Annotated in this window: 23 protein-coding genes; 15 read left to right on the plus strand and 8 right to left on the minus strand. The window is 35.4% G+C overall.

The features are described from left to right. The first annotated feature begins 240 nt into the window (after positions 1-240). Together ACJ2A9_RS16525 and ACJ2A9_RS16530 are read left to right on the plus strand one after the other, a co-directional pair. Complete coding sequence (locus ACJ2A9_RS16525; RefSeq protein ID WP_441422784.1) at positions 241-795, plus strand: GNAT family N-acetyltransferase; 555 nt, start codon at positions 241-243, stop codon at positions 793-795. A 33-nt stretch (positions 796-828) separates the two neighbouring features. Beyond that, a complete protein-coding gene (locus tag ACJ2A9_RS16530) occupies positions 829-960 on the plus strand; it encodes a hypothetical protein (protein WP_441422785.1) in 132 nt (43 codons plus the stop codon). 140 nt (positions 961-1,100) lie between these two features. Here ACJ2A9_RS16530 and ACJ2A9_RS16535 read toward each other — a convergent pair whose 3' ends face one another. Continuing rightward, positions 1,101-4,142: an efflux RND transporter permease subunit gene (locus ACJ2A9_RS16535; RefSeq protein WP_441422786.1), complete on the minus strand. Its 3,042-nt coding sequence runs from the start codon at positions 4,140-4,142 to the stop codon at positions 1,101-1,103. Between the two features lie 3 nt (positions 4,143-4,145). Next, positions 4,146-5,234: an efflux RND transporter periplasmic adaptor subunit gene (locus ACJ2A9_RS16540; protein ID WP_441422787.1), complete on the minus strand. Its 1,089-nt coding sequence runs from the start codon at positions 5,232-5,234 to the stop codon at positions 4,146-4,148. Between the two features lie 323 nt (positions 5,235-5,557). Between ACJ2A9_RS16540 and spxA the strand changes: the two genes are divergently transcribed. Then, entirely contained in the window at positions 5,558-5,956 is a 399-nt protein-coding gene (gene spxA / locus ACJ2A9_RS16545) for a transcriptional regulator SpxA (RefSeq protein WP_441422788.1), read from the plus strand. A gap of 70 nt (positions 5,957-6,026) precedes the next feature. Here spxA and ACJ2A9_RS16550 read toward each other — a convergent pair whose 3' ends face one another. Further along, positions 6,027-6,704, minus strand: coding sequence for a TerC family protein (locus ACJ2A9_RS16550; RefSeq protein WP_441422789.1), 678 nt, complete (start codon positions 6,702-6,704; stop codon positions 6,027-6,029). A 365-nt stretch (positions 6,705-7,069) separates the two neighbouring features. On the opposite strand from ACJ2A9_RS16550, the gene mecA reads away from it, so the two are divergent. The 4 genes from mecA to pepF all read left to right on the plus strand — a co-directional run bounded on the left by mecA (position 7,070) and on the right by pepF (position 12,605). Further along, a complete protein-coding gene (gene mecA, locus ACJ2A9_RS16555; RefSeq protein WP_441422790.1) occupies positions 7,070-7,729 on the plus strand; it encodes an adaptor protein MecA in 660 nt (219 codons plus the stop codon). Between the two features lie 147 nt (positions 7,730-7,876). Further along, entirely contained in the window at positions 7,877-9,388 is a 1,512-nt protein-coding gene (cls, locus tag ACJ2A9_RS16560) for a cardiolipin synthase (RefSeq protein ID WP_441422791.1), read from the plus strand. Positions 9,389-9,468: 80 nt separating this feature from the next. Continuing rightward, positions 9,469-10,671 (plus strand): competence protein CoiA, encoded by a 1,203-nt coding sequence (locus tag ACJ2A9_RS16565; protein ID WP_441422792.1) that lies wholly within the window; start codon positions 9,469-9,471, stop codon positions 10,669-10,671. 119 nt (positions 10,672-10,790) lie between these two features. Then, positions 10,791-12,605 (plus strand): oligoendopeptidase F, encoded by a 1,815-nt coding sequence (gene pepF / locus ACJ2A9_RS16570; RefSeq protein WP_441422793.1) that lies wholly within the window; start codon positions 10,791-10,793, stop codon positions 12,603-12,605. 584 nt (positions 12,606-13,189) lie between these two features. Here pepF and ACJ2A9_RS16575 read toward each other — a convergent pair. From ACJ2A9_RS16575 to ACJ2A9_RS16590, 4 genes are all read right to left on the minus strand, one after another. Then, the gene (locus ACJ2A9_RS16575) at positions 13,190-14,056 is read right to left on the minus strand and encodes a ClpXP adapter SpxH family protein (RefSeq protein WP_441422877.1); all 867 of its coding nucleotides are present in this window, start codon (positions 14,054-14,056) and stop codon (positions 13,190-13,192) included. A gap of 74 nt (positions 14,057-14,130) precedes the next feature. Beyond that, positions 14,131-14,523 (minus strand): globin domain-containing protein, encoded by a 393-nt coding sequence (locus ACJ2A9_RS16580; RefSeq protein WP_441422794.1) that lies wholly within the window; start codon positions 14,521-14,523, stop codon positions 14,131-14,133. A gap of 211 nt (positions 14,524-14,734) precedes the next feature. Further along, positions 14,735-15,355 (minus strand): lytic transglycosylase domain-containing protein, encoded by a 621-nt coding sequence (locus tag ACJ2A9_RS16585; RefSeq protein ID WP_441422795.1) that lies wholly within the window; start codon positions 15,353-15,355, stop codon positions 14,735-14,737. Positions 15,356-15,417: 62 nt separating this feature from the next. Next, positions 15,418-16,002, minus strand: coding sequence for a CYTH domain-containing protein (locus tag ACJ2A9_RS16590; protein WP_441422796.1), 585 nt, complete (start codon positions 16,000-16,002; stop codon positions 15,418-15,420). A gap of 106 nt (positions 16,003-16,108) precedes the next feature. Between ACJ2A9_RS16590 and ACJ2A9_RS16595 the strand changes: the two genes are divergently transcribed. From ACJ2A9_RS16595 to ACJ2A9_RS16610, 4 genes are all read left to right on the plus strand, one after another. Continuing rightward, positions 16,109-16,477, plus strand: a complete 369-nt coding sequence (locus tag ACJ2A9_RS16595) for a hypothetical protein (RefSeq protein ID WP_441422797.1) — start codon at positions 16,109-16,111, stop codon at positions 16,475-16,477. Positions 16,478-16,581: 104 nt separating this feature from the next. Next, positions 16,582-17,211 (plus strand): GTP pyrophosphokinase, encoded by a 630-nt coding sequence (locus tag ACJ2A9_RS16600; protein WP_441422798.1) that lies wholly within the window; start codon positions 16,582-16,584, stop codon positions 17,209-17,211. 89 nt (positions 17,212-17,300) lie between these two features. Then, positions 17,301-18,092, plus strand: a complete 792-nt coding sequence (locus tag ACJ2A9_RS16605) for an NAD kinase (RefSeq protein WP_441422799.1) — start codon at positions 17,301-17,303, stop codon at positions 18,090-18,092. A 23-nt stretch (positions 18,093-18,115) separates the two neighbouring features. Next, positions 18,116-19,018: an RluA family pseudouridine synthase gene (locus ACJ2A9_RS16610; RefSeq protein WP_441422800.1), complete on the plus strand. Its 903-nt coding sequence runs from the start codon at positions 18,116-18,118 to the stop codon at positions 19,016-19,018. A 105-nt stretch (positions 19,019-19,123) separates the two neighbouring features. On the opposite strand, the gene prpE is transcribed toward ACJ2A9_RS16610, so the two are convergent. After that, positions 19,124-19,864 (minus strand): bis(5'-nucleosyl)-tetraphosphatase PrpE, encoded by a 741-nt coding sequence (gene prpE, locus ACJ2A9_RS16615; protein WP_441422801.1) that lies wholly within the window; start codon positions 19,862-19,864, stop codon positions 19,124-19,126. A 249-nt stretch (positions 19,865-20,113) separates the two neighbouring features. On the opposite strand from prpE, the gene ACJ2A9_RS16620 reads away from it, so the two are divergent. From ACJ2A9_RS16620 to ACJ2A9_RS16635, 4 genes are all read left to right on the plus strand, one after another. Continuing rightward, entirely contained in the window at positions 20,114-21,961 is a 1,848-nt protein-coding gene (locus tag ACJ2A9_RS16620) for a monovalent cation:proton antiporter family protein (protein ID WP_441422802.1), read from the plus strand. A gap of 104 nt (positions 21,962-22,065) precedes the next feature. Then, positions 22,066-22,209: a hypothetical protein gene (locus tag ACJ2A9_RS16625; protein WP_441422803.1), complete on the plus strand. Its 144-nt coding sequence runs from the start codon at positions 22,066-22,068 to the stop codon at positions 22,207-22,209. A 185-nt stretch (positions 22,210-22,394) separates the two neighbouring features. Next, entirely contained in the window at positions 22,395-23,177 is a 783-nt protein-coding gene (gene fabI / locus ACJ2A9_RS16630; RefSeq protein ID WP_441422804.1) for an enoyl-ACP reductase FabI, read from the plus strand. Between the two features lie 220 nt (positions 23,178-23,397). Continuing rightward, a complete protein-coding gene (locus tag ACJ2A9_RS16635; protein ID WP_441422805.1) occupies positions 23,398-24,510 on the plus strand; it encodes a CotS family spore coat protein in 1,113 nt (370 codons plus the stop codon). Positions 24,511-24,622 lie beyond the last annotated feature (112 nt).

Below are 24,622 nucleotides of genomic sequence, written 5' to 3' on the forward strand. Positions count from 1 at the left end.
AAATCATTTGCTCAATTTCATTTTAGCGAAATACAGCGAAAAAAGAAAGGCATTTTTCAACTTTATCTTTTTCTTAGTTATGGTAAAATAGAGTGTTTGAATAATAAGTATCATTCCATTCTATTTAGATAATTATGTCATGGGAATTAACATTTTCAGCTTTTAGAATATACTATGAATAATAGGAGAAGCTATATCCATACATTTAGTAGTTCTGATATAATTAAATGGAGGATTTCGATGAATTGGTATGATAAACTAAATCAATATTTTCCAATTGAAGAAATGAAATCAAAAGAGCACATGGAATTGTTGCTAAGGGAAAAAGCTGATATTTATTATAAAGATGAAGGGTCTAATCATGTATTGATGTACGTTGAAATGGATGATTTTATCTTTATCGATTATTTATTTGTTTCCAAAGAGGCCAGGGGTCAAGGACTGGGACATAAGTTGATTGCAAAATTAAAAGAAAAGAACAAACCGATTATACTAGAGGTTGAACCGCTTGATTATAAGGATAGTGATACACAGAAGAGGTTTCGTTTTTATGAACGAGAGGGATTTACTCATGCTGAGTCCATTGGCTATCGGAGAAGATCATTAGCAACAAACAAAATTAATCAGCTGGAGATTTTATACTGGTCACCAACAAACGAAAGTGAAGAAAGCATTTTTGAAAAAATGAAAACTACGTATGAAGAAATTCATACGTACAAAGATAAAGATTTATATGGTCAATCTTATTCCGATGTTGATGAAGTTTTAACATTTGATCAACATGGTGACCGCTAGCATTTAAATATTTTTGAAGGGAGGGAAGTAACGATGAAGGAAAGAGCTAAACAACAGCGTAAAAAAAAGAGAGAAGTAATTAAAGAGCTGTTAAAAAAGAAGCTGACTAACTGGAATCGTCAACCTGCTCGTAACCCTGCCTCACAAACAAAAACAACAGCTTAGATAGTTTAGAGTTTAGAGTTTAGAGTTATGAGTTCTACAAGTAAATTCAGTGATGAAATAAAAGCAGAAGCGAATCGCTTCTGCTTAATTTTTTGCTCTTCTGTCAAACATCTATGATGTGCCTAAAACAACTCTAAACTTTAAACTCTAAACTGATTTTTTTTCCTTTCATCAAATACATAATAGACGGCTGGAATGAAGAGGAGGGTAATGATGGTGGCGAAGCTTAATCCAAAGACGATGACAATTGCCATCGGTTGCTGAATTTCAGTACCTTCACCAAACCCAAGTGTAAGAGGAATTAAACCTAGAATAGTTGTAAAAGTCGTCATGAGAATAGGTCTTAGTCTTGTTGGTCCAGCCTCCATGATCGCTTCATATGTTTCTTTGCCGTTTCTTTTTAGAGTAGTCATATAGTCTACCAGAACAATTGCATTATTCACAACAATACCAGTCAGAATAAGAACTCCAATTAAGGAACCAACCCCAAACGGTTGATTTGAAAGCAGAAGGCCAGTTATGATTCCAATCGTCGTAAGAGGGATAGAGAACATAATAATTAAAGGATAATAAAAGGATTCAAACCTAGCGGCCATGACCATGTAAACTAGCAAAACAGCTAAGGCAATTGCCCATCCCAGCTTTGAGAAGGCGTCCTTCATTTGTTCGAATTGACCTCCATACGTAACTTCGTAACCAATTGGCAGAGAAATTTCATTACTTATCTTGTCACGTATTTCATCCATTACTGTTCCTAAATCACGATTTAAAATGGATGCCTTAATGGTGATTTCTCGAACACTATTTCTTCGTTTGATTGAATTTGGACCTTGATTTCTCTCAATGGTTGCCACCATCTCTAATGGAATTCGGTCACCAATCGGCGTTTCAATGAGTAATTGTGAAAGCTTTTGTAACGAAGTTGAATACCCTTCTTCGGCAATTAGCCGAACTTCAATTTTATACCCATTCCTTGTTATGTGGGTTGGTATTAATCCACGTGTAGCATCATGAATTGTATTGGCAATTTGTGCACTGCTGACTCCATAATAAGACGCTCGTTCCCGATTGATTGACACGTTTATTTCAGGATGTCCAAATGCAAAATTAGAGCTAGGTTCACGTACTCCTGGTATCGTTTCAATTATTGAAATGGCATTCGAAGCGACTGTATGTAATGTTTGTAAATCATGACCTGTTATCGTGATGGAGATCGGGTCATCTGTAAAGCCATTGTCACTGGCAGTCACAGAAAGGGAATCAACTGGAATCATTTTCAGCCGTTCTCGAATTTCCTCGGCGATTTCCAGGTCAGATTTTGATCGCTGACTAGGCTTTGCAAGTAATAAACTATATGATGCACGGTTCGTTTGTGAGCCTGGAGTTAGCGAAAAGTGATTTGAACCACCAAGATTAACAAATACTGCGTCAATTTCAGAGATATCTTTTAATTTTTCATCAATGTCCTCAACTAAACTATAGGTTTGATCTAATGAACTGCCAGAAGCTAGCTGTGCATCAATGTTAATGTAGCTCTGATCCTGTGCCGGAAGAAATTCAGTTCCGAGAAAGGGAATACCAATCAAAGATAACAGACAAAGAAACGTCGTTATAATAATCATTGTTTTTGGTTTTGCCAATACTTTTTTTAATAATAATTGATAAGACTTTGTCATTCTTTGATATTGAAAGGTACGTGTATGAGATAGAGGTACTTTCATATAAGTTGAAGATAATAATGGAACAATCATCAATGCCGTAAATAGACTAGCAATGAGTGAGAACGCAATACTCAACGCAAGTGGCTTGAACAGTTGTGCAGCTAACCCATCAACAAATACGATTGGTAAAAATACAACAACCGTCGTAAGAGTAGAGGCAATAATTGCTCCTCCTATTTCTGCTGTTCCTTCGATTGCGGCATCTTTAAGTGATAGTCCGTTTTGTCTTAGACGGTAAATATTTTCGAGGATAACAATCGCATTGTCAACCATCATGCCAATACCTAACGCCAATCCTCCTAAAGTGAGCAGATTCAAAGTTTGTCCGCTGAAATACAGGAGTAAGAAAGTTGATAAGATGGAGATAGGTATTGATACACTAATAATTAATGTGCTGCGCAAATTACGTAAAAAAAGAAAAAGAACAAAGGCAGCTAATATACTCCCAAATGCCATATTCCAAGAAACGGCCCGGATTGATTGTTCTATGAAACGACTTTGATCAAAAATGGATTTTATCTCGATCCCTTCAGGAAGTTCATCTTGAAGCTGGGCGATTTTCTCATTAATTGTCCTTACAACTGAAACTGTGTTGGAACCATTTTCTTTTAAAATTGATATACCAATGCCAGGAGTACCATCTAAATAACTAGCTTGTGACAGCGGTTTGACCGTTTCTGTAACTGTAACAAGCTGACCAAGTTGAACGATGCCACGATTTGTTGGTACAGGGAGTTGCTTAACATCATAAATTGAGTGTAAATTCCCGGATATACGGATTGGCAGGTTTTGTTTCTTATCAGTAATCTGTGCCCCAGACAGGTTAATATTTTCACTTCGCAGTAACTGTTGCAACTGTCTAAACGTTAAACCATACGAAGCTAGCTTTTCAATATTTGCTTGGACAAGAATTTCCTGTTCAGTGCCTCCTTCAATAGATACAGAAGCCACACCTTCAATTGAGTTGAGGAGTGGTTTTATTTCATTTTCTGCTAGTTTTTTTAGATGAGTGAGATTACTGTTTGGCTCAGTTATCGCGAATTGAACAACAGGCAACATTCCAGGATCAAACCTTAATACTGTTGGTGGGCGAACATCACTAGGAAAACTGTCGCGGATCATGTCAATTCTTTCACGCATTTGCAATGTTGCAAAGTTCATATCTGTTCCCCATGTAAAAGAAACAAGAATAAGGGCCCCACCTGGACGTGAGGTAGAGGTAACAGACTCGACATTTGTTAATGTAGACATCATTTCCTCGATTGGAACTGTAAGGAGCTGTTCAATTTCTTCTGGTCCTGCCCCTTCATATTGCACAGTTACTGCAGCAACGGGAAAAGTTAAATCCGGAAATAGATCTACTGTAAGATTTTTCAAGGATATGATACCAAGAATCACGGTGAAAAGTATAACCATCGCCATGGCTATCGGTCTTAGTACAGAAATCCTGGCAATATTCATGAGTCAGTCACTCGCTTTGTTTATAATTTTACTGTTTTCTGTTAATCGTTCTTTTCCTCTTGTAATAATTTCATCACCTTCTTTAACTCCAGTCAGTACTTCGATAACTTCACCATTTCCTGCTCCTAAAGAAACCGTTTGACGGCGGACAGAGTCATTATTAGAAATAAAAACATAAGTTCCATCCTCATCATAAATGATACTGTCAACAGGTATCACGAATGCACCTGTTACTACCTTACTTTGAATAGTGGCAACCGCTCGCATTCCACTCTTTATTGCATGTTCTTCATTTGGAATTGCGACTTCCATTGTGAACAGATTTGTTTGTGGAAGGGTTGCTGGAGAGAGTGTTTTCACTATTCCTTTGAATTTCTCATTTATTCCATCTACATTGATAACTACTTCCATGTCCGGGTGTATTTTATTAATTTGAAAGCTGGTTAGTTGAAAAGTTGCTTTCATTGATTGATCATTCATAACGACGGCTAAAGGAGTATTTGGTAATGCTGTTTGTTGCTCAGATACATTAATTTGTGAGATGACACCATCAATAGGAGAAGTAATAACAGTCTCATTAAGTGTTTTTTTTGCCATTTCAACTTGTTCCTTGGCTTGCAATAGCTGCATTTCAATTTCGGTTATCTCAACCGAGGGAGCAGGAGGTGTGACACTGTTTGCAGCCTTCGAAAGCTCAGCTTGATGAATTAACAACTCAACAGTACTTTGTAATAGTTGTGTTGTTGGATTATTTTCAGTCATCAACTCCAGTTTATGTATACGTTGTTTTAAATTTTGCAATGAATTTTCAAATTCTTTTTCTAATTGTTTAAAAGTAGAAACATTTTGTTCGACAATTGTATTCAATCTTTTTACTTGAAATAGTGTATGATCAAGTTGTGCAACTGTGTTTTCAGCTTGCTTAAGCTGCTTCTCAGCCCAAGAAGGATCTAAGCTGATTATTTTTTCCCCTTTTTGGACAGTGTCACCTACCTTTTTGTGGATTTTATCAACAACAAGTGGTTTCATTGTAAACAGTGGAATCTGAATGTCAGGAGTCATATCACCAATAAACAAATGAAAAGTATACATAACAGTTTTTTCAAGTGAAACTCCACATCCTTGAATTACAAAGTGCTTTCATCTTCCTTACTTTTTGTAAAAAGAGTAAGATTTATCCTAGCTAAAAAAAAATTAGTAATTATTCATCAAATCTATATAAATAACTGGTAAACTAATAGAAAGAGTATAGGGGTGATTAAAAGAGAAAAATGATCTGTTTTAAAAAAATAATGGAACTTTTTATTGAGAAGGGTATTCAAATAATAATAATTATTGTATAATAAATACTACATAAAAGATATGATAATCACATGTTGAGATAGAACGATATATGAAGGGAGATGTTTTTACTAATGGTAAGATTATATACTTCTCCAAGTTGTACATCATGCCGAAAAGCCAGAGCGTGGTTAGAAGAGCATCAGATTGATTTTATTGAGAGAAATATTTTTTCTGAACCTCTTACAATTGATGAGGTTAAGGAAGTTATTCGGATGACCGAAGATGGTACAGACGAAATTATTTCGACCAGATCAAAAACATTCCAAGAATTGAATGTTGATTTAGAAGCGATGTCACTTCAAGATTTATTTAAATTAATCAGTGATAATCCAGGATTATTGCGCCGTCCAATTATTATTGATGAGAAACGTTTACAGGTTGGATATAACGAGGCTGAAATCAGACGCTTTTTGCCGCGTAAAGTACGTACATTCCACTTACAAGAAGCTCAGCGCTTAGTTAACGAATAATGAAAAAACTTCTACAGAAATTGTAGAAGTTTTTTCATTCTATTGATAATAGTTGTAAGCAGAATGAAAATTACAGTGAGATTCGCTTGATAAAACGTTTATTTGCAAGCCATCCACTGAACAGAACCGCAATAATTAATGCAACCTGAACACCGATTGTTAAGAATGGATGGTTTGAGAAGAGTGCAGATAATTGATCTTCCTCCGTAATCATTCTTCCTGCAGTAAAGGAAAGGATACCTGCACCGATATACACAACAAATGGATAAGATTCCATTATTCCTAATATCAGTTTACTCCCCCAAATAATAATCGGAACCGAAATGATTAATCCGATGACTACGAGAATGATATTACCATTTGCTGCACCAGCCACTGCGATAACATTATCAAATCCCATGACAAGATCAGCAATTACGATTGTTTTAATTGCAGCTGCTAAGCTTGTCTTCCCTTCAATCTCAGTAGTATCATTTTTCTCAACTACAAGACTATAGGCGATAAATAATAACATAGCACCGCCAAATGCCAACAGGTACGGGATTTGGAGTATGTATACAGCAATAACAGTTAAGAGCATTCGAGTAATGATTGCTAATGAAATACCTAGAATAATTGCTTTATTTCGTAAATGCTGCGGTAAATTTCTGCAAGCTAAAGCTACAACGATCGCATTATCTCCTCCGAGTACAATATCTATACCTATGATCGTAAGTAATGGTATAATAAAATCAAGTTCAGCATTCAATAGTTGTTACCTCCCTATCTCTAATGATTGTCATTGAGGAAAGGAAATATAAGGAATACATTGATTGGAATTGGATAACAATATTATTCAAATTGATTCATGGACAACTTTATTATATACCTATACGAATAATAGAAAGATAAGAACATAAAATTTATTATATTGGTCGTTATTTAAAGTTGTTATAAAATTGTCCGCTTTTTAATTTCCATTCTGAAATGTTTTATCATAGAATAGAAGTAGATAAACAGAATAAACTTGACATTAATAAGAGTAGGGAATGTATTGAATATCCTTAGGTTGTATTCTCTTGGGGAAGAGTTTGTCCCTTCCGCCACTATACTCGACAGAAGGGAGAGAGTAATATGGAAATAGAGAGAGTGAATGAAACAACAATAAAATTTTATATTACCTATAAAGATATTGAAGACCGGGGCTTTGACAGAGATGAAATTTGGTATAATCGTGAACGTGGTGAGGAATTATTCTTTGAAATGATCAACGAAGCCTATGATCAAGAAAATTTTGAAATTGAAGGCCCGTTATGGATTCAAGTTCAAGCACTTGATAAAGGGCTTGAGATCCTAGTTACAAGAGGACAAATTACAGATGGTAATGTGAAACTCGAAATCCCGGTAGGAAATGATAAGAATGTGGATTATCCGGTTGATGATAACATTGAGCAGAAGCTTGATGAACAGTTTCGACATTCCGGCGAGAATGGACAAAGCGAAACCCTTGAATTAGTAATTGGCTTTGAAGATTTTGAACATGTTATTTCACTGAGTCATACTCTAAAGGTTCGAGGGTTAGAGAATTCATTACATTTCTTTGAAGGTCGATATTACTTGTATGTTCAATTTACAGATGAATGTGATGAAGACGAACAAGATAATATCCTCAGTCAAATTCTTGAATATGGATATGAATCAGAAATTACGATTTATCGAATTCAGGAGTATGGTAAGGAAATTTTGGCCGAGAAGGCATTAGAAACAATCTCAATTAATTTTCCATTATCATAATTTTATTTAACACAATTTTTGATGAAAACACATCAGCCGATTTCACTTTCCGAAATCGGCTGTTTTTTTAGATGAACTCCTTTCATAAAGGAACGACATGATACATAAAAAACACATAAATTGTTAACTTATCGAAGGAGTATTTGAATGAAGAAAAAATTGCAACTTATTATCTTTTTAATTGCTTTTTCAATTTTTCTCTATTTTACGAGAGATTATTGGGAAGGCCGATTATTAGGCGGAATCAGCATTTTATTTTCTTTATCTGTTTTTTTCATTGCAGTAGTCATCTTTTTAGAAAATCGTAATCCGGCAAAAACGTTAACGTGGTTAATTGTTCTTGGTGTGTTTCCGGTTGTCGGCTTTGTTTTTTATTTGATGTTTGGACAAAATTATCGAAAAAAGAAATTATTCAGGCAAAAGGCGATCCTGGATGAGCAAGAATTTACAAAAATTGAGGGGAACAGGTTATTAGATGAAAATGAAATTATGAAAATGGGTGGACAGCAACAGTTACTATTTCGTTTAGCACATCGTTTAGCTAATAATCCAATTTCTTTTTCAACGGATACAAAAGTTTTAACAGATGGAATTGAAACGTTCGCACATATTATCCAATCATTAAAAATGGCGAAACATCACATTCACCTGGAATATTATATAGTCCGTGCTGACGGAGTTGGGCGTGAGATTCAAAAAATACTTATTGAAAAAGCAAAAGAAGGTGTGAAGGTTCGCTTCTTATATGATGCAGTCGGGTGTTGGCAATTATCTCCTTATTATATAAAAGAGCTGCGAACTGCTGGAGTTGAAATGATTCCCTTTTCCCCAGTTAAGCTGCCTATTTTTACACATAAAATCAATTATCGCAATCATCGAAAAATTATTATTATTGATGCTCATATCGGCTTTGTTGGTGGATTGAATATAGGTGATGAGTACTTGGGGAAACATAAGTATTTTGGTCATTGGAGAGATACCCACTTATATGTGAAAGGAGAAGCAGTTCGGAGCTTACAGCTTATTTTCTTGCGTGATTGGTACTATATGACCGGAGAAACTTTATTGAAGCCGAGTTATCTTTCTCCTCTTCAAGTTGAAAGTAAAAATCTAGGTGGGGTCCAGATGATTGCCAGTGGTCCAGATACTCGTTGGGAAGTAATAAAAAAATTATTTTTCTCAATGATTACCTCTGCAAAAAAATCAGTTTGGATATCATCACCTTATTTAGTTCCCGATGACGACATATTAAGTGCCATTCAAATTGCTGCATTAAGTGGAGTTGATGTCCGCATCTTAATGCCAAGCCGCCCAGATAAAAGGATTGTTTTTCATGCATCACGCTCCTATTTTCCAGAGTTACTTGATGCTGGTGTGAAGATTTATGAATATAATCATGGCTTTTTACACAGCAAAATTATTATAATTGATGGTGAAATTGCCTCGATTGGTACATCTAATATGGATATGAGAAGTTTTCATTTAAACTTTGAGGTAAATGCTTTTTTATACCGTACAAAAAGTGTTACAAAATTAGTTAATGACTTTATTTATGATCTTGAGCATTCCACACCAATTTGTTACGACGTTTTTAAGAAACGACCAATTACAAGGCGTGTAATTGAATCAACGGCTCGCCTATTATCGCCGTTATTATAGGAATACTTCGAAAATTTATAATTGTCTGAAATGCCACTTTCTATTAAAATAAAAATGATAATATAGGAGGTGGTGTTTCATTGCTAGTTGCAAAAAGTGATACTGGACAATACATTTCATTAGCTGCCCCTTGGGAAAAGAATGACCTTTTTACAATGAGGAAAGAACAAAACTTTTTTTGTACGACTTGTAATGGAGAAGTACAGCTTCGACTAGGAGAAAAGAGAATTTGGCATTTTGCTCATAGGAGCGCTCATAGTTGTGATATTGAAATAGAGCCGGAATCGGCATATCATTTATCCGGGAAAATACAATTATATCACTGGGCAAAAAAAACAAATAAAAATGTACAACTAGAGCCATATATAAAGAACATCAAGCAACGGCCCGATATCCTTGTGGAAACATACTCAGGAAAACGAATAGCGATTGAATACCAATGCTCAACACTATCACATGCAACATTTTCAAAAAGAACGAATCAGTATTACAGAATTGGGATTACTCCCATTTGGATTCTTGGAGGGAACCGTATTCGTCGTTTAAGTCATAGCATTGTTCAATTGCAAAGCTTTGATTGGCTATTTGCAAAAAATGCAGATCGATTTCATCAATTATCGATACTTTACTTTTGTCCAACCTCAAAACAGTTTATTTATTTAACAGACCTAATCCCCTACTCCTCAACGAAAACTCTGACAAGTCTTAAGATCTATCCCCAAGAATCATTTCCTTTTTCCTACTTAACAGACTTCCAAAAAAATATTCGTGTCTCAAAACAAAATGATTGGCTCATTATTAAAAAACATTGGCGCTATAGTAATACTAGCTTTAAAAAAAGTTATGCACACCATTATATGAATAAAGTATTTCAAACACTAGGTACGCCTTTGTCACTTTTTCCTTCAGAGGCTGGTTTCCCCACCCCCTATCATTTTGTAGTTGAAACGCCAAGTTATTTATGGCAAAGTTGGATCCTCATTTATTTTCTTCATCTGCAATCAAATCAACCATTCCATTTGAAACAATTAATTATTTCATTCGAAACATTAGTTAGAAAGAGAGTGTTTACATTACGTCGATTACCACAAGTTAAAAACAATGATCTTTCACTTGCCATTAGAGGGTATTTATATTTTTTATGTAAGCTTGAGATAATTGGACAAATAAATGAAGAAACGTTTATTAAGCGAAGAAAAGTTATTTGCCCGCAATCCATTGAACAGGCCTATAAAGGAGATCAACAATTGCTCTCCACATACTTTAAAAGAAAGGAAATTTGAAAATAATAAAGGAATGAAAACATTCATCACGAACGTATATATTGTAAAGACTATGTATAGTAGGTAGGCTAGCACAATGAAATTTTATTATAGAGAAATATTAGTGGAGGTGCTTATGGATGACAAATAAAAACAAGGGAAAATCATTACCAAATCGTGATGAGCTGCCAATTAAACAAACATGGGACCTAGAGGCGATTTACAGTGATGATAATGCTTGGGAACAAGAATTTAAAGAAATTAAAGAGATGCTTCCAAAGCTTTCTGAATTCAGAGGGAATTTAGCTAATTCAGCTGAGAGTTTGTATAATGGGCTTCAATATCAAAATGAAATCTCCAAAAAATTAGGGAAGCTGTATACATATGCACATATGCGTTCAGATCAAGATACAACAAATTCTTTCTATCAGGGACTTAATGATCGTGCGAGTACCCTGGCTTCACAGGTTAGTAGTGCATCATCTTATATTGTTCCAGAAATATTATCTATTCCTCAAGAAACAATTGATCAATTTCTTAAAGAAAATGAACAGCTTCGTTTATATGAACATGCATTAGATGAATTAAATCGCCAAAGACCACATGTGTTATCGACTGAGGAAGAAGCAATTCTAGCTCAAGCTGGTGAAGTGACAAGCAGTTCTAGCAATACATTTGGAATGCTGAACAATGCTGACTTAAAATTTCCAACAATTAAAGATGAAAATGGTGAAGAAACTGAAATTACGCATGGGCGATTTATCCGCTTTTTGGAAAGCAGTGACAGGAGAGTTCGAAAAGATGCGTTTGAAGGTGTATATGGAACGTATGGTAAGTTAAAGAATACATTTTCCAGTACGCTAAGCGGTCAAGTGAAAAAGAATCTATTTTATGCAAATGTACGGAAATACGAATCTGCCCGTCAAGCAGCTCTCGATAATAATAATATTCCAGAAGTCGTTTACGACCAGCTTGTTGATACAATCAACGATCATTTACATTTGCTTCACCGTTATGTGGATCTAAGAAAAAGAGCTTTGCAATTAGATGAACTTCATATGTATGACTTATATACACCGATGGTTAAAGATGTAAAAATGGAAGTGAGTTACGAGGAAGCACAGGAGTACGTACTGAAAAGCCTCGAGCCTCTCGGAGAAGAATATGTCAATATCGTAAAAGAAGGATACGAAAAACGCTGGATTGATGTTCAGGAAAACGTAGGAAAGCGTAGTGGAGCCTATTCTTCAGGTACATATGGCACAATGCCATATATTCTTTTGAACTGGCAAGATAATGTGAATAATCTCTTTACGTTAACTCATGAACTTGGTCATTCCGTTCATAGTTACTATACAAGGAAAACCCAACCTTATCCTTATGCAAACTATTCAATCTTTGTTGCGGAAGTCGCATCAACATTAAATGAAGCATTGCTGAATGATTATTTATTAAAAGTAACTGATGATAAAAAGAAGAAATTATATTTATTAAACCACTTTTTAGAGGGATTTAGAGCCACTGTTTTCAGACAGACAATGTTTGCTGAGTTTGAACAATTGATACATGAAAAAGCAGCTGCAGGTGAAGCATTAACACCAGAGTTTCTATCGAAAATGTACTATGATTTAAATGTAAAATACTTTGGAAGTAACATGTCAATTGATGAGGAGATTGGCTTAGAATGGGCACGTATTCCTCATTTTTATTACAATTTCTATGTTTACCAATATGCAACTGGCTATAGTGCAGCAACAGCTCTTTCAAAACAGATATTGGAGGAAGGAGAGCCTGCTGTAAAAAGATATATAGAATTTTTAAAGGCAGGGAGTTCTGATTATCCGATTGAAGTATTAAAAAAGGCTGGTGTTGATATGACATCACCAGATCCAATTAAAGAAGCACTTGTTGTATTTGAAAAAACGTTAAATGAAATGGAGGAATTACTTTTTTAATTTAAAATTTATAATGTAAAATTTAAAATTGGTGAGAGTAATTTTAGAAGAGTAAAAAAGGATATTGGGCAGCAATATCCTTTTTTACATTTTACATTTTCTTTTCTTATTTAAATCCTCGAAAACGTCGTCGTTCGTTAAGGCAGTGGACAGTGAATAGGATTGAGAGTAGTAAGAAAGGTGCAGATATAAATAATGGAAATAGTTTCATTAAACTTAAGAGTAAAAACCAAAAACTTATTAAAATTAAACAAATACCAGTGATAAGTAAAAAACGATACATCATAGCCACCTCAATGACAAATCTTATCCTGCTACTATAAATATGCTTGTCAATGACAGTTAAGACTAGTTTATTAAAAGTGTCAAATATGTGAATTGTTTCACGAAATAGTTGTTAATTATAGTTTCTATTGTTATATTTATATATGTAAATGATATACCTACCCCCTAAAAGTTAAAATATCCCCTATACGTAATGACGATGCTCGACAATGTCGTAAAAAAAACAGCCAAATGATAAAACCTGGCTGTTTTTTTTATTTCTCAAATAATATATAGGAATCAGTACTTTATATTTAAAATTATTGAGGGAGATAGCGCCAAAAGGTGCCATATTTAACGGGTACACGAGTTACTTTTTGTTTTAATTGAAGTTTTTTCATTTCAATTTCGACTTGTTCAAAAGTTAAGTCATAAACAACAGAAATTTCCTTTGTAGCTACAAAGTTATAACGTTGGAGAAACGATTCCAATGGTAGAATAGTTTCTGGTTCAGGCTCATATCCCAAAAGCTCAGCAAGAATTTGAACATAAACATGATAATCGTACAGGCCTGTAACTTTTAGGCCTTCATCATCTACATTATCATTGAAAAAAACTAATGTAGGATAATATTCTACTCCCATTTCTTTTGTCATTTTTATATCATGTTGAAAAGCTTTAATAGCCCCTTGTGAATATAAATCTTTTTTAAACTCATCGACATCAAGTTTTGCTTTTCGGGCACAGGCTAAAAGGACGCACTCTTTTGTTATATTTTGTTTATCCAAAAATAGAAGTTCACGTAATTTTCGTAAAAAACGATACCCAGCTTGTCGGCCTTGTAATTCAGCTGCTTTTAGAGCAATTGATGCTGAGTAAGGAGTTGAAATTGGATCTTCATACCACAGATCACCGTCACAGGACATTCCTGTTCTACTAGCGGTCAACTCCCAAATCTCAGCAAGCCGCTTTGGAGTAAGCGGTTTTTTTTCTTTGTACTGACAAGTATTATTACGTGTGCCTAACTTTCCGCCAACAAGATAGCGAATGGTGAAATATTTACCATATTCAAGAGTTAGCTTTTTTAAAAATGGCTCTAATGCCCAACATTCAGGACATAGAGGATCAATAAATGTATAGATTTCCAGTGGCTTTTGACGATGATGGTGAAGAACCGTTGACTCCATATCGTGACCACACAGACCTAAATGGTCATTGCAATTCGAATCATTATATGTTGTCAAAGCTCATTCTCCTTTCTTTAATCTACATCATCCGGTTCATTAATCATATGTTGTGCAGTAAAGGTTAAACGATTAAACACTTGCTGACGTATCGTTCCGGAAAGCTCAATTTCGTCCATTGCTTCTTCCATACATGCTAACCATGCTTTTGCTCTTTTCGGTGTGATTTTAAAAGGCATGTGGCGTGCGCGTAACATAGGATGACCATGCTCTTCCGAATAGAGATTGGGACCTCCTAAAAATTGAGTTAGAAATTGCTTTTGCTTCCTGGCGGTTTCTGTTAAATCATCAGGGAAAATTGGGATAAGGTCCGGATGTTTTGCGACTTTATCATAAAAGGCAGTTACCAATTTGTCGATAACTTCAGCTCCTCCTATTTCATGAAAAGGAGTGTAAGAATGATTATCCATTATTATTTACCTCTTTACTTTTTATCTTAATTTAGATTCATTTTAGCAATCTAAATGATTAACAGCAAATAATCCGACTCTAAAATAAGAAGTTTATCTATTTTTGTAATTTTTATTACTTAATAAACAGGAGAGTACTATATATCATTAGCACTTCCTAATGGTAAAACACCCAGAAAAGTAAAAGACGATCTGTAAGAGAGAGATCGTCTTATGCTTTCATATATGTGTTTAGCACCTTTGGTACATAGTTTTGTGTTTCTTTAAAAGGAGGAATTCCTCCAAACTTGTCCACATTTCCTGGACCAGCATTATAGGCTGCTAATGCCTTTGTAACATCACCATCATAGCGATCAAGCATTTGCCGTAAATATTTTGTTCCACCATCAATATTTTGCTGAGGATCATAAATATTTGTGACATGGAGTCCGCGTGCTGTGGCAGGCATGAGCTGCATTAGACCAACTGCCCCTGCATGGCTTTTTGCATTCGGGTTAAAATTAGATTCATGCTTAATGACAGAATAAATTAGTTTAGGATCGACGTTATATTTTTTCGCAGATGACTGAATAAATGCTTGGAATGGTTCAGCTCGTTTATCATCTAGCGGAGTTGTATTAAATGACGCGGATGTTAGAGTGTGGTTGAACCTGTTTAATATTGTAGGGAGATCACTTTGCTTAGTATGAGGTGCCAGCGGTGTAACCCCTTCCTCAATAACACTTGCAAAAATTGAATAAAAAGGCGATTGATTCTGCTTTGTTGAAGATAATTCTCGTAGTGCCTGAATTTGTTGTAATTGCAATTGCTGTAGCATATTCGAAATTTTCACTTGATCACCCTTATACATGAAGTAGATATCTTAAATATAGCAGACCTTGTTTGTTCAGACAATTAGGAGATATTGGCTTTTCTGGTAAAGAACCGAACAATTTTATTGTCACTTGTTCTAATTGGGATATGCTGCTGGTTAAGCAAATTCAGAAAAGTCTCTTTTGCAATTGTCTCATCAGATCCTTCATATTCAATTTCATAATCTTCAGTGTCCAAGTACGTGCTGTAATCGAATACTAGTGTCCCACTTTTATAAGAAATTTCTGCGCGACTTGTCGTTAATGTACCTAAATAGGTAAATTCATTAGGATGAATCTTAAAAGAGTTTATAATATGTGAGGCAATGTCTCCATTAGGTATCCCACCTTCATTCAGTGCTTTCTGAACTTCTTCCTTGGATAATGATTGGTGACTTTCCAATAGGCCAACGTGATGAGGTTCTTTAAGAGTTAACGTTGCTTTCCCGTTTTTTTCACGTATTCGTAATGCTGCACGATGTTGTTTTAATGAAAAATTAAGTGTATCGAAATAATGATTTTGCTGTGTCTTAAAATCGGTATCATTTATTAAAAAGTGAGCAAGCAATTTGTCAAACTCTTCTTTTGTTACGATATTTTTAAATTCTATCTCAACCTCTTGGTTCAAATGAAACCCTCCTTTTTAATTTCCAAATTGCTATCATTATCGCACAATGTTTATTTATGGTAAACTTAATCTGGAAATATCGTGAAAGCAAATGGAGGAGAAAGAAATGACGACTCGTTTGGAAGTTGAGAAAGCGGTTTTACTAGAGGATCAATTACAACTTATTATTACTAAAGGAGAAAACGTATCAGCTGTGAAAGATGGCGAGAGAATGCTCGTGGATGCTGATAATGTAGCATTTATTTATCTACTAGAAACGGATCATACATATATTTACATAAGTATTGGACAGACAATTTGGTTGGATTTGAAAGAAGCAATGGGTAGAGAGTTACCAGTTAACCTACTGGTAGGGGAGATGGAAGCCATCTCTTTAACTCATATATATCAAGAACTGCAATATTTAATTGAAAATATTAAAGGGAATAGCAATTATCGTGACGAATTGGTTTTGAGCGTAGAGCAAATTTTTTAAAAAACAAGAAAAATTTGCAGATATCTGGCTTAAGCGCCTGTACGCACGAACTTTTCTTATGAAACTACATAGAACCTTTTTAAGAGATTTTGGTGGTGATATTTATGAATGATTGGGATATATTTCTTGCTCCATACAAACAAGCTGTTGATGAGCTGAAGATTAAACTAAAAGGAATCAGGGAGCAATACAAAAGGTCATCGAAACATACTCCAATCGAATTCGTCACTGGCCGAGTAAAGCCTGTTCCCAGCATTTTAGATAAAGCAAAGCGTAAGAATGTTCCACTGGATTCTTTAGAAGATGAAATTCAGGATCTAGCAGGCATTCGTATTATGTGTCAATTTGTTGAGGACATAAACACCGTTTTGGAGCTGCTGAGAACCAGACGAGATCTAGAAGTGATTGAAGAGCGTGATTATATAACAAACAAAAAGCCCAGTGGTTATCGTTCCTATCATGTTGTTTTGCGTTATCCAGTTCAAACTATTGATGGTGAAAAGCATATCCATGTTGAAGTACAAATTCGAACGTTAGCGATGAACTTTTGGGCTACGATTGAGCACTCATTAAACTATAAGTATAGTGGCGAATTTCCAAAAGACATTGAACTGCGATTACAACGAGCAGCAGAAGCAGCTTTTCGTTTGGATGAAGAAATGTCACAAATTCGTGGTGAAGTTCAAGAAGCGCAACGAATGTTTAACCGCAAATATGAAGAGAACAACGATTAGTAAAAATGGAAATGTGTTTAATATGACGTGTTTCTTTAAATAATTGTAAATACTATTAAGGATCGCTGTAAAAATGGGGTGAGGGAAAGATGAAATTCGCTGTAACATCAAGGGGCGATACAACATCGAATGGTTTAAAACAGAATATTAAAAGTTACTTAACAGAATTTGGTCTTACATTAGATGAACAAGAACCGGACATTGTCATTACTGTTGGTGGGGATGGTACATTACTGCAAGCATTTCACGATTATAATTATCGGTTAGAAGATACATGTTTTGTTGGAATTCATACAGGTCATTTAGGTTTTTATGCAGACTGGATGCCAGAGGAAGTTGAAAAATTAGTTATTCATATTGCAAAAACACCATTTAAGGTAGTTGAATACCCATTGTTAGAAGTAATTGTCCGTTATCACGACCGTGTTCGTGGAGAGCGGTATTTGGCTTTGAACGAATGTACTGTAAAAAGCAGTGAAGGAACAATTGTAATGGATATCGAGATTAAAGGCGAGTATTTTGAAACGTTTCGTGGAGACGGATTATGTCTTTCAACTCCTTCAGGTAGTACGGCTTATAATAAAGCGTTAGGCGGTGCAATACTTCATCCTTCATTGGATTCGATTCAGTTGGCGGAAATGGCTTCAATTAATAATCGTGTATATCGAACAGTTGGTTCACCCCTTGTTCTTCCACAGCATCATACATGCATGCTAAGACCGCAAAGTGATACTGATTTCATTATAACGATTGATCATTTGACGATGATGCATAACAATGTAAAGTCAATCCAATGTCGGGTAGCTGATGAAAAGGTTCGTTTTGCACGATTTAGGCCTTTCCCATTTTGGAAAAGAGTTCGAGAGTCCTTTGTAGAATAGTATGCAGAAAGGAACATAGATTAATGATTTCATTCACATGGAATGTTAACGAAGCGTTTGCCGGACAGATGCTTCGTTATTTTTTACGAGAAGAAAAGCAATTATCAAGACAAGCGCTAACTGATATTAAGTTTCGCGGAGGGTCAATATTCGTAAATGACCAGCCAGTCAACGTTAGATATGTTTTAAAGAATGGTGATAAAATCACTTTAACTTTCCCGCCGGAACAGAGAAGTGAATATATGAAATCGGTAGAGATCCCGCTTACGATAGTTTTTGAGGATGACCATTTTTTAATTATACATAAACCTCCTCATTTACCAACAATTCCGTCACGCTTAGAGCCAAACTGGTCGTTGGCTAATGGTGTATTATTTTATTATGATCAAAATGACATAGCGAGTACGTTTCATGCCGTAAATCGTTTAGATCGAGATACTTCTGGCCTCGTTCTTATAGCGAAACATCGTTATGCACATGATTTACTGACAAGACAGCAAAAGTCAGGAATTGTAAAAAGAAGCTATAAAGCACTTATACATGGAAGAGTTCCTGCTGATCACGGGACAATTAATGCCCCTATCGGGAGAAAACCATGTAGTATTATTGAAAGAGAAGTACGTTCAGATGGTCAAGAAGCCATTACTCATTTTCGAGTAATTCATCGTTATAATGATGTTACTCTTATTGAACTATCCTTAGAAACTGGACGGACACATCAAATACGTGTTCATATGGCGCATCTAGGTTATCCTCTGCTTGGTGATGATTTATATGGCGGAAAACGGGAGTTAATTAGTCGTCAAGCACTGCATAGTGATAGGTTAAGCTTCTTTCACCCTTTTTTAGAGGAACAGCTGACTTTTTCTGTTTTATTAGAACAAGATATGGTTGATGTTTGCTGTCAATTGGAGAAAGTTGAGTAAATCAATAATCAAAATGGATGTCTCATAAGTGTAGTCGAGGGGACTGTTACTTTGCTTTTGAGACATCCTCCTTAACTTTATTTCGTTTTCATAAATTTATTAAATCTAGTTGGCAAAAGTTCGAAATTTCTCCTCAACAAAAGGCATCGAAGAAGAAACAGAAACTGTCTCCATTTCTGGATACTGAAGCGCAGTTAGTTTTCCCCCAAAAACACAACCTGTATCAATATTCATCGTATTATTAACTTGACGAGGCAAAGTCACGGGGGTATGACCATACACGATGAATGGTTTTCCGTGGTAATTTTTGGCCCAATCTCTTCGTACCGGTGAACCGTCAGGATGTTTTTCACCTGTAATGTCACCATATAATACAAAAGTTTTCACTTTCTTATCTGTTCTACCAATGTAATCCTCGCGAATGCCAGCATGAGCAACGACAAGGTTATTACTATCAAGCTGTAAGTAGAGAGGAGCTTCTTCAACGAGTTGTTTAAAGTGATGACTAATTTTTTTATATGTTCGTTTGTCCAGAGCCTCTAGCTCTGCCACGGTTGTTTCAAGTCCATGTGTGATTTGAACGTTTCGACCAAGAAGATATCGGTATAGTTTATTACAATGATTTCCTGGTGTATAGTAACCAATTTTTTTTTGAACAAGCTCATACACTGTTTCCATTACAGAGATAGAATTGGGACCTCGGTCAGTAAGATCACCAACAAATACAAGCTTACGTTGATTCGGATGGATTGGTATGTTTTCCTCCCAGTGATAACCTAACTGTTTCGTCAGCGTAACAAACTCAGCAAAACATCCATGAATATCCCCGATAATGTCATAAGACAATACGTCTCACCTCCGTTAAATATGGTAATAGTTATATATAGTTAATAGAATTAGTCTATAGCAAATGGTAAAAAATATGTAAATAGGGATAGAACGTTTCTCTTTTATCATAATGTAAAAAGTACCTCTACTGAAATCTAATCATTTGACAATGAGATAAAAACCTTCTAGGATGAATGAAGTCTTATTCATGATGATGCAGTAAATTTTTTTTTGAACATACTATTTATAAATAAGGAGGGTGTTTCAGTGGAAGAACATGCATCAGTAACGTCATTAGTTATCGTTGTGATGATTGCGTTTCTTATCCCAGTCCTATTACATAAGTTACGATTACAAGTAATTCCTGTAGTTGTTGCCGAAATTATTGCGGGTATTATTATAGGGAAGAGCGGATTTAATATTGTTCATCCAGATATATGGCTAGAGACGTTATCACTTTTAGGATTTATTTTTCTCATGTTTTTAAGTGGTTTAGAGATTGATTTTTCGGCTTTTGCAAAGAAACAAAAAAAGCAGTTATTACCAAATGGAAAAGCCGAACCAAATGCATTTCTTGTAGCTACGCTTATCTTTGTCTTTATATTTGGTTTATCCTATCTTTTATCAATTCTGTTTGTACTAGGTGGATTTATAGATAATGCGTTATTAATGACATTAATTATTGCAACAATTTCCTTGGGTGTTGTTGTTCCAACATTAAAGGAAGGAAATTTAATGAAGACGGCAATTGGACAAACGATTTTATTGGTTGCTGTAATTGCGGATTTAGTCACAATGATTTTACTTGCAGTCTTTGTTTCTATGTATGCCGAGGGTGGAGGAAATATGTGGTTATTGCTGCTTCTTTTTGCAGCGGGGATTCTCCTTTACTTTTTTGGCAAGCATTTTCGGCATCAATCATTTCTTGAAACAATGTCAAAAGGGACAATACAAATTGATACGAGAGCTATTTTTACCCTTATCATCTTATTAGTTGCACTTTCTGAAACAGTTGGTGCCGAAAACATTTTAGGTGCGTTTTTAGCTGGAGTGCTTGTATCCCTCTTGTCACCCAACCCAGAAATGGTTCATAAGCTCGACTCATTTGGGTATGGATTTCTAATCCCAATTTTCTTTGTCATGATCGGTGTTGAGCTAGATATAATCTCTTTATTTGCCGATCCTAAAGTAATGTTATTAATCCCATTATTATTTATTGCGTTATTAATTTCAAAAATTATCCCTGTTCTTGTCTTAAAAAGGTGGTATGATTGGCGGACAGTGTTGGGAGCAGGATTTCTATTAACGTCAACACTATCTCTTGTAATTGCTGCTGCTTCAATTGGAGAACGGATTGGGGTTATTGATACCCAGCTTATGTCCGCCTTAATTCTAGTTGCCGTCATCACATGTATTATAACGCCAATTGTATTCAAAAAGTTATTTCCAAAGCCAGTGGAATCAGAAGCTAAACAAAAGCTAGTCATTTTAGGGGCAAGTAATTTAACAATGCCATTATTTTTGGATCTTGACCGGACTCGTTTTGATATTCGAATGATTCATACAAAACAGCAAAAACCTGAAGAACTCAGTAGTGAGTCCTCCTTTGTTATTGAAGAAGTCGATACTTATGATGAAGCCACATTGAGTGAGAAAGGGGTATTCCAAGCGAATATTTTAGTGGTCGCTACTGGAGACCAGGATATAAATTATCATTTAGCTATGTTAGCAAAACAACAAGGGGTTGAACGAGTAATTGCCCGGATTGAAACACCGGAACTTGATGAAGAGCTAAGCAAAATTGGTATCGAAGTATTTTCAGTCTTCTTTTCCACACGGTCAGTCCTTAGGGCGATGGTTGAATCACCAAATGTAGTTGGATTATTAACAAAACAAGAACATGGTTTATATCAAGTAAATATGAATAACCCATTGTTTACTGGTGTACTATTAAGGGAGTTTCCTTATTTGGGTGATACTGTCTTTGTTAGAATCTTTCGCAAAGGTGAATCACTTGTACCACATGGAGATACGGTGTTAGAAGTTGGCGATCGAATTATTGTCACAGGCAGTCAGGAACATGTTGATAAATTAAGAGATTTATTTGAGGGTTAATAAGTAAATAAATGTCTAGAAAGTATGCATTTAGCTGAAAATATATAGAGGGTTAACCAGATGATCGGTTAGCCTTTTACTTGTATTTGAAGGGGGTCAGGAAAATGAGACCAATTGTAATATGTCCGAAGTGTCATGACGAACAGCCTCTTGAAATTGTACTAACAGCCCAATCAAATCAAAATGTGATTTATCACTGTGAAAAGTGTAATTATTTACTAAGAAATATTCAAACAAAAAAGGGTTAAGGAAAGTTAATGCAGAACTTTTATGTAGAATTAGTGGAAATTATTTTCAGATTATATCGTTAATGAATGATGAGTTGAAGCAACATATGTATCATCATTTGAAAAATCATGATATAATAATTTGGTACCTAGTCATAAGATTAGCTTATAATATTACCATAATCCCAAAAGAGGAGGATTTAAATATGAACTTATCATTAGAAAATCGTACATATGTCATTATGGGTGTAGCAAACAAACGCAGTATCGCTTGGGGTATTGCTCAAGCTTTATCGAAAGCCGGTGCACGACTTGTCTTTACATTTGCAGGAGAACGTCTTGAAAAAAATGTTCAGGATTTAGCTAATACACTTGAAAGAAATGATTCTCTGATCATACCATGTGATGTTACGAAGGATGAAGATATCGAACAAGCTTTTAAGACGATTAAGGATGAAGTCGGTGTTATTCATGGAATTGCTCACTGTATCGCTTTTGCCAACAAGGAAGAGCTTGAAGGAGATTATCTGAATACAACACGTGATGGATTCCTATTAGCACAAAATATTAGTGCATATTCATTAACTGGTGTTGTAAAAGCTGCTCAAGAATTAGAGATGATTGCAGAGGGAGGAAGCATTGTTACATTAACATACTTAGGTGGTGAACGTGTAGTTACTCATTATAATGTGATGGGTGTAGCAAAGGCATCACTTGATGCTTCTGTAAAGTATTTAGCTGCTGATTTAGGTAAACATGGGATACGTATTAACGCGATTTCAGCTGGACCGATCCGTACTCTGGCTGCAAAAGGTATCTCGGATTTTAATCTAATTCTGAAAGACATTGAAGAACGAGCACCATTAAGACGAAGTGTAACGCAAGAAGAGGTTGGCGATACAGCTCTATTCTTAATGAGTGATCTTTCGCGAGGTATTACTGGAGAAATGATTCATGTAGATGCAGGATACAACATTCTTGCTAGATAATACAACTAAAGCCCAGTGTTTTCTTTAAAAGGAAACGCTGGGCTTATTTTATTTCAGCTAATCATTTAGTGCCACGAGGCCGGCTATAGAATCTGCGTTTACTTTTTTTCAGCTTTTAACCAAAAACAATGATGAATAACCACCCATTTTAGTTTGTAAAGAATATATTAATTATTAGATTCATTATTTTTGATTCTAAGTCAAGTGGGGAGGGAAGAGAATGAAAGAAGAACAAAGATTGATCACACCATGGGATTTTGATGATGGTACTGTTGATGAGTTTTTTGTTCCTGAGTATATTGTTGAAATGGGTCAAGAGGTATTAAAAGAATATGATCTCAAAGTAAACAGTATGGAAGTTATTACTACAAAAGGTGATAAAGGAGGACTGATTTGGAAAATAGAAACGAATCAAGGACCAAAGAGCTTTAAATTACTGCATCGCAGACCGACACGAAGTATGTTTAGTTTAGGTGCGCAAGAGTATTTGGTTGTTGAAAAGAAGGCAAAAGTACCACCAATTATTAAAACTAAAGCTGGAGAGAAATGGGTCGAAGCAGGAGGTAAACTTTGGTTTGTTGCTGAATGGATCGAGCCCCTTGAGCCAGTGGGCAAAGATTTAGAAGGGGCTAAGGATCTTTGTCGTGCTATTGGTGAATTTCATCGACTTTCAAAGGGCTACCAGCCTCCAGAAGGAGCGGAAAAGGCATCAAGACTATACCGTTGGCCAAAAACGTACAAGAAGATTGCTAATAAAATTGATTGGTTTAAAGATATTGCTCATGCCTATAAGGAAATGCCTGCTAGTTCAACAATACTAGACGTAGCAGATATGTTTAAGGAACAGGCAGAAAAAGCCTATGTTGCTCTTGAACAGTCTGCTTATCATGAATTAGTTTCAAGAGGAAATAAGGCATGGGGATTAGTACACCAAGATTATGGCTGGTCAAATGGGCAAAAAGGTCCTGATGGAATGTGGATTATTGACTTAGATGGAGTTGCTTATGATTTACCAATTCGTGATCTGCAAAAGCTAATTACTGGGACAATGGATGACCTCGGAGGTTGGGATCTCCATTGGACACATGAAATGATCAAAGCTTACGATGAAGCAAATCCGATTGATAATGAGATGTTTACGATCCTAATAAATGATTTGTCATTGCCAAACTTATTTTATAAGAATGTAAAGGAAATTGTTTTTGAACCAACAGTCTTCATGGATGAAGAACTAAATACTTTAATTCATAGAATAGCAGATAATGATCAATCAAAATGGCCTGTGATTGAGGAGTTGCAAAAACAGTGGAAAGGAAAATCAACTGAGACATAGTCAAGGAGATTGAATTGTAACGACTTTTTTTGTTAATTCGGGATAAATGACCACCCAGTTTACTGTTTCAGGAATATAGTAACTAGTAGATAAGTGACCAGGAGGGATAATT

The sequence above is a fragment of the Anaerobacillus sp. MEB173 genome (assembly GCF_052119505.1).
Classification (GTDB): domain Bacteria; phylum Bacillota; class Bacilli; order Bacillales; family JBJMAU01; genus JBJMAU01.

Excerpts from the sequence above, each read along its gene's own strand:
- ACJ2A9_RS16525 (WP_441422784.1), top strand. The coding sequence starts at position 241 with ATGAATTGGTATGATAAACTAAATCAATATTTTCCAATTGAAGAAATG.
- cls (WP_441422791.1), top strand. The coding sequence starts at position 7,877 with ATGAAGAAAAAATTGCAACTTATTATCTTTTTAATTGCTTTTTCAATT.
- ACJ2A9_RS16600 (WP_441422798.1), top strand. The coding sequence starts at position 16,582 with ATGAATGATTGGGATATATTTCTTGCTCCATACAAACAAGCTGTTGAT.
- ACJ2A9_RS16535 (WP_441422786.1), bottom strand. The coding sequence starts at position 4,142 with ATGAATATTGCCAGGATTTCTGTACTAAGACCGATAGCCATGGCGATG.
- ACJ2A9_RS16635 (WP_441422805.1), top strand. The coding sequence starts at position 23,398 with ATGAAAGAAGAACAAAGATTGATCACACCATGGGATTTTGATGATGGT.
- mecA (WP_441422790.1), top strand. The coding sequence starts at position 7,070 with ATGGAAATAGAGAGAGTGAATGAAACAACAATAAAATTTTATATTACC.
- fabI (WP_441422804.1), top strand. The coding sequence starts at position 22,395 with ATGAACTTATCATTAGAAAATCGTACATATGTCATTATGGGTGTAGCA.
- ACJ2A9_RS16595 (WP_441422797.1), top strand. The coding sequence starts at position 16,109 with ATGACGACTCGTTTGGAAGTTGAGAAAGCGGTTTTACTAGAGGATCAA.
- ACJ2A9_RS16530 (WP_441422785.1), top strand. The coding sequence starts at position 829 with ATGAAGGAAAGAGCTAAACAACAGCGTAAAAAAAAGAGAGAAGTAATT.
- ACJ2A9_RS16580 (WP_441422794.1), bottom strand. The coding sequence starts at position 14,523 with ATGGATAATCATTCTTACACTCCTTTTCATGAAATAGGAGGAGCTGAA.
- ACJ2A9_RS16610 (WP_441422800.1), top strand. The coding sequence starts at position 18,116 with ATGATTTCATTCACATGGAATGTTAACGAAGCGTTTGCCGGACAGATG.
- ACJ2A9_RS16540 (WP_441422787.1), bottom strand. The coding sequence starts at position 5,234 with ATGTATACTTTTCATTTGTTTATTGGTGATATGACTCCTGACATTCAG.
- ACJ2A9_RS16575 (WP_441422877.1), bottom strand. The coding sequence starts at position 14,056 with ATGGAGTCAACGGTTCTTCACCATCATCGTCAAAAGCCACTGGAAATC.
- pepF (WP_441422793.1), top strand. The coding sequence starts at position 10,791 with ATGACAAATAAAAACAAGGGAAAATCATTACCAAATCGTGATGAGCTG.
- spxA (WP_441422788.1), top strand. The coding sequence starts at position 5,558 with ATGGTAAGATTATATACTTCTCCAAGTTGTACATCATGCCGAAAAGCC.
- ACJ2A9_RS16605 (WP_441422799.1), top strand. The coding sequence starts at position 17,301 with ATGAAATTCGCTGTAACATCAAGGGGCGATACAACATCGAATGGTTTA.
- ACJ2A9_RS16625 (WP_441422803.1), top strand. The coding sequence starts at position 22,066 with ATGAGACCAATTGTAATATGTCCGAAGTGTCATGACGAACAGCCTCTT.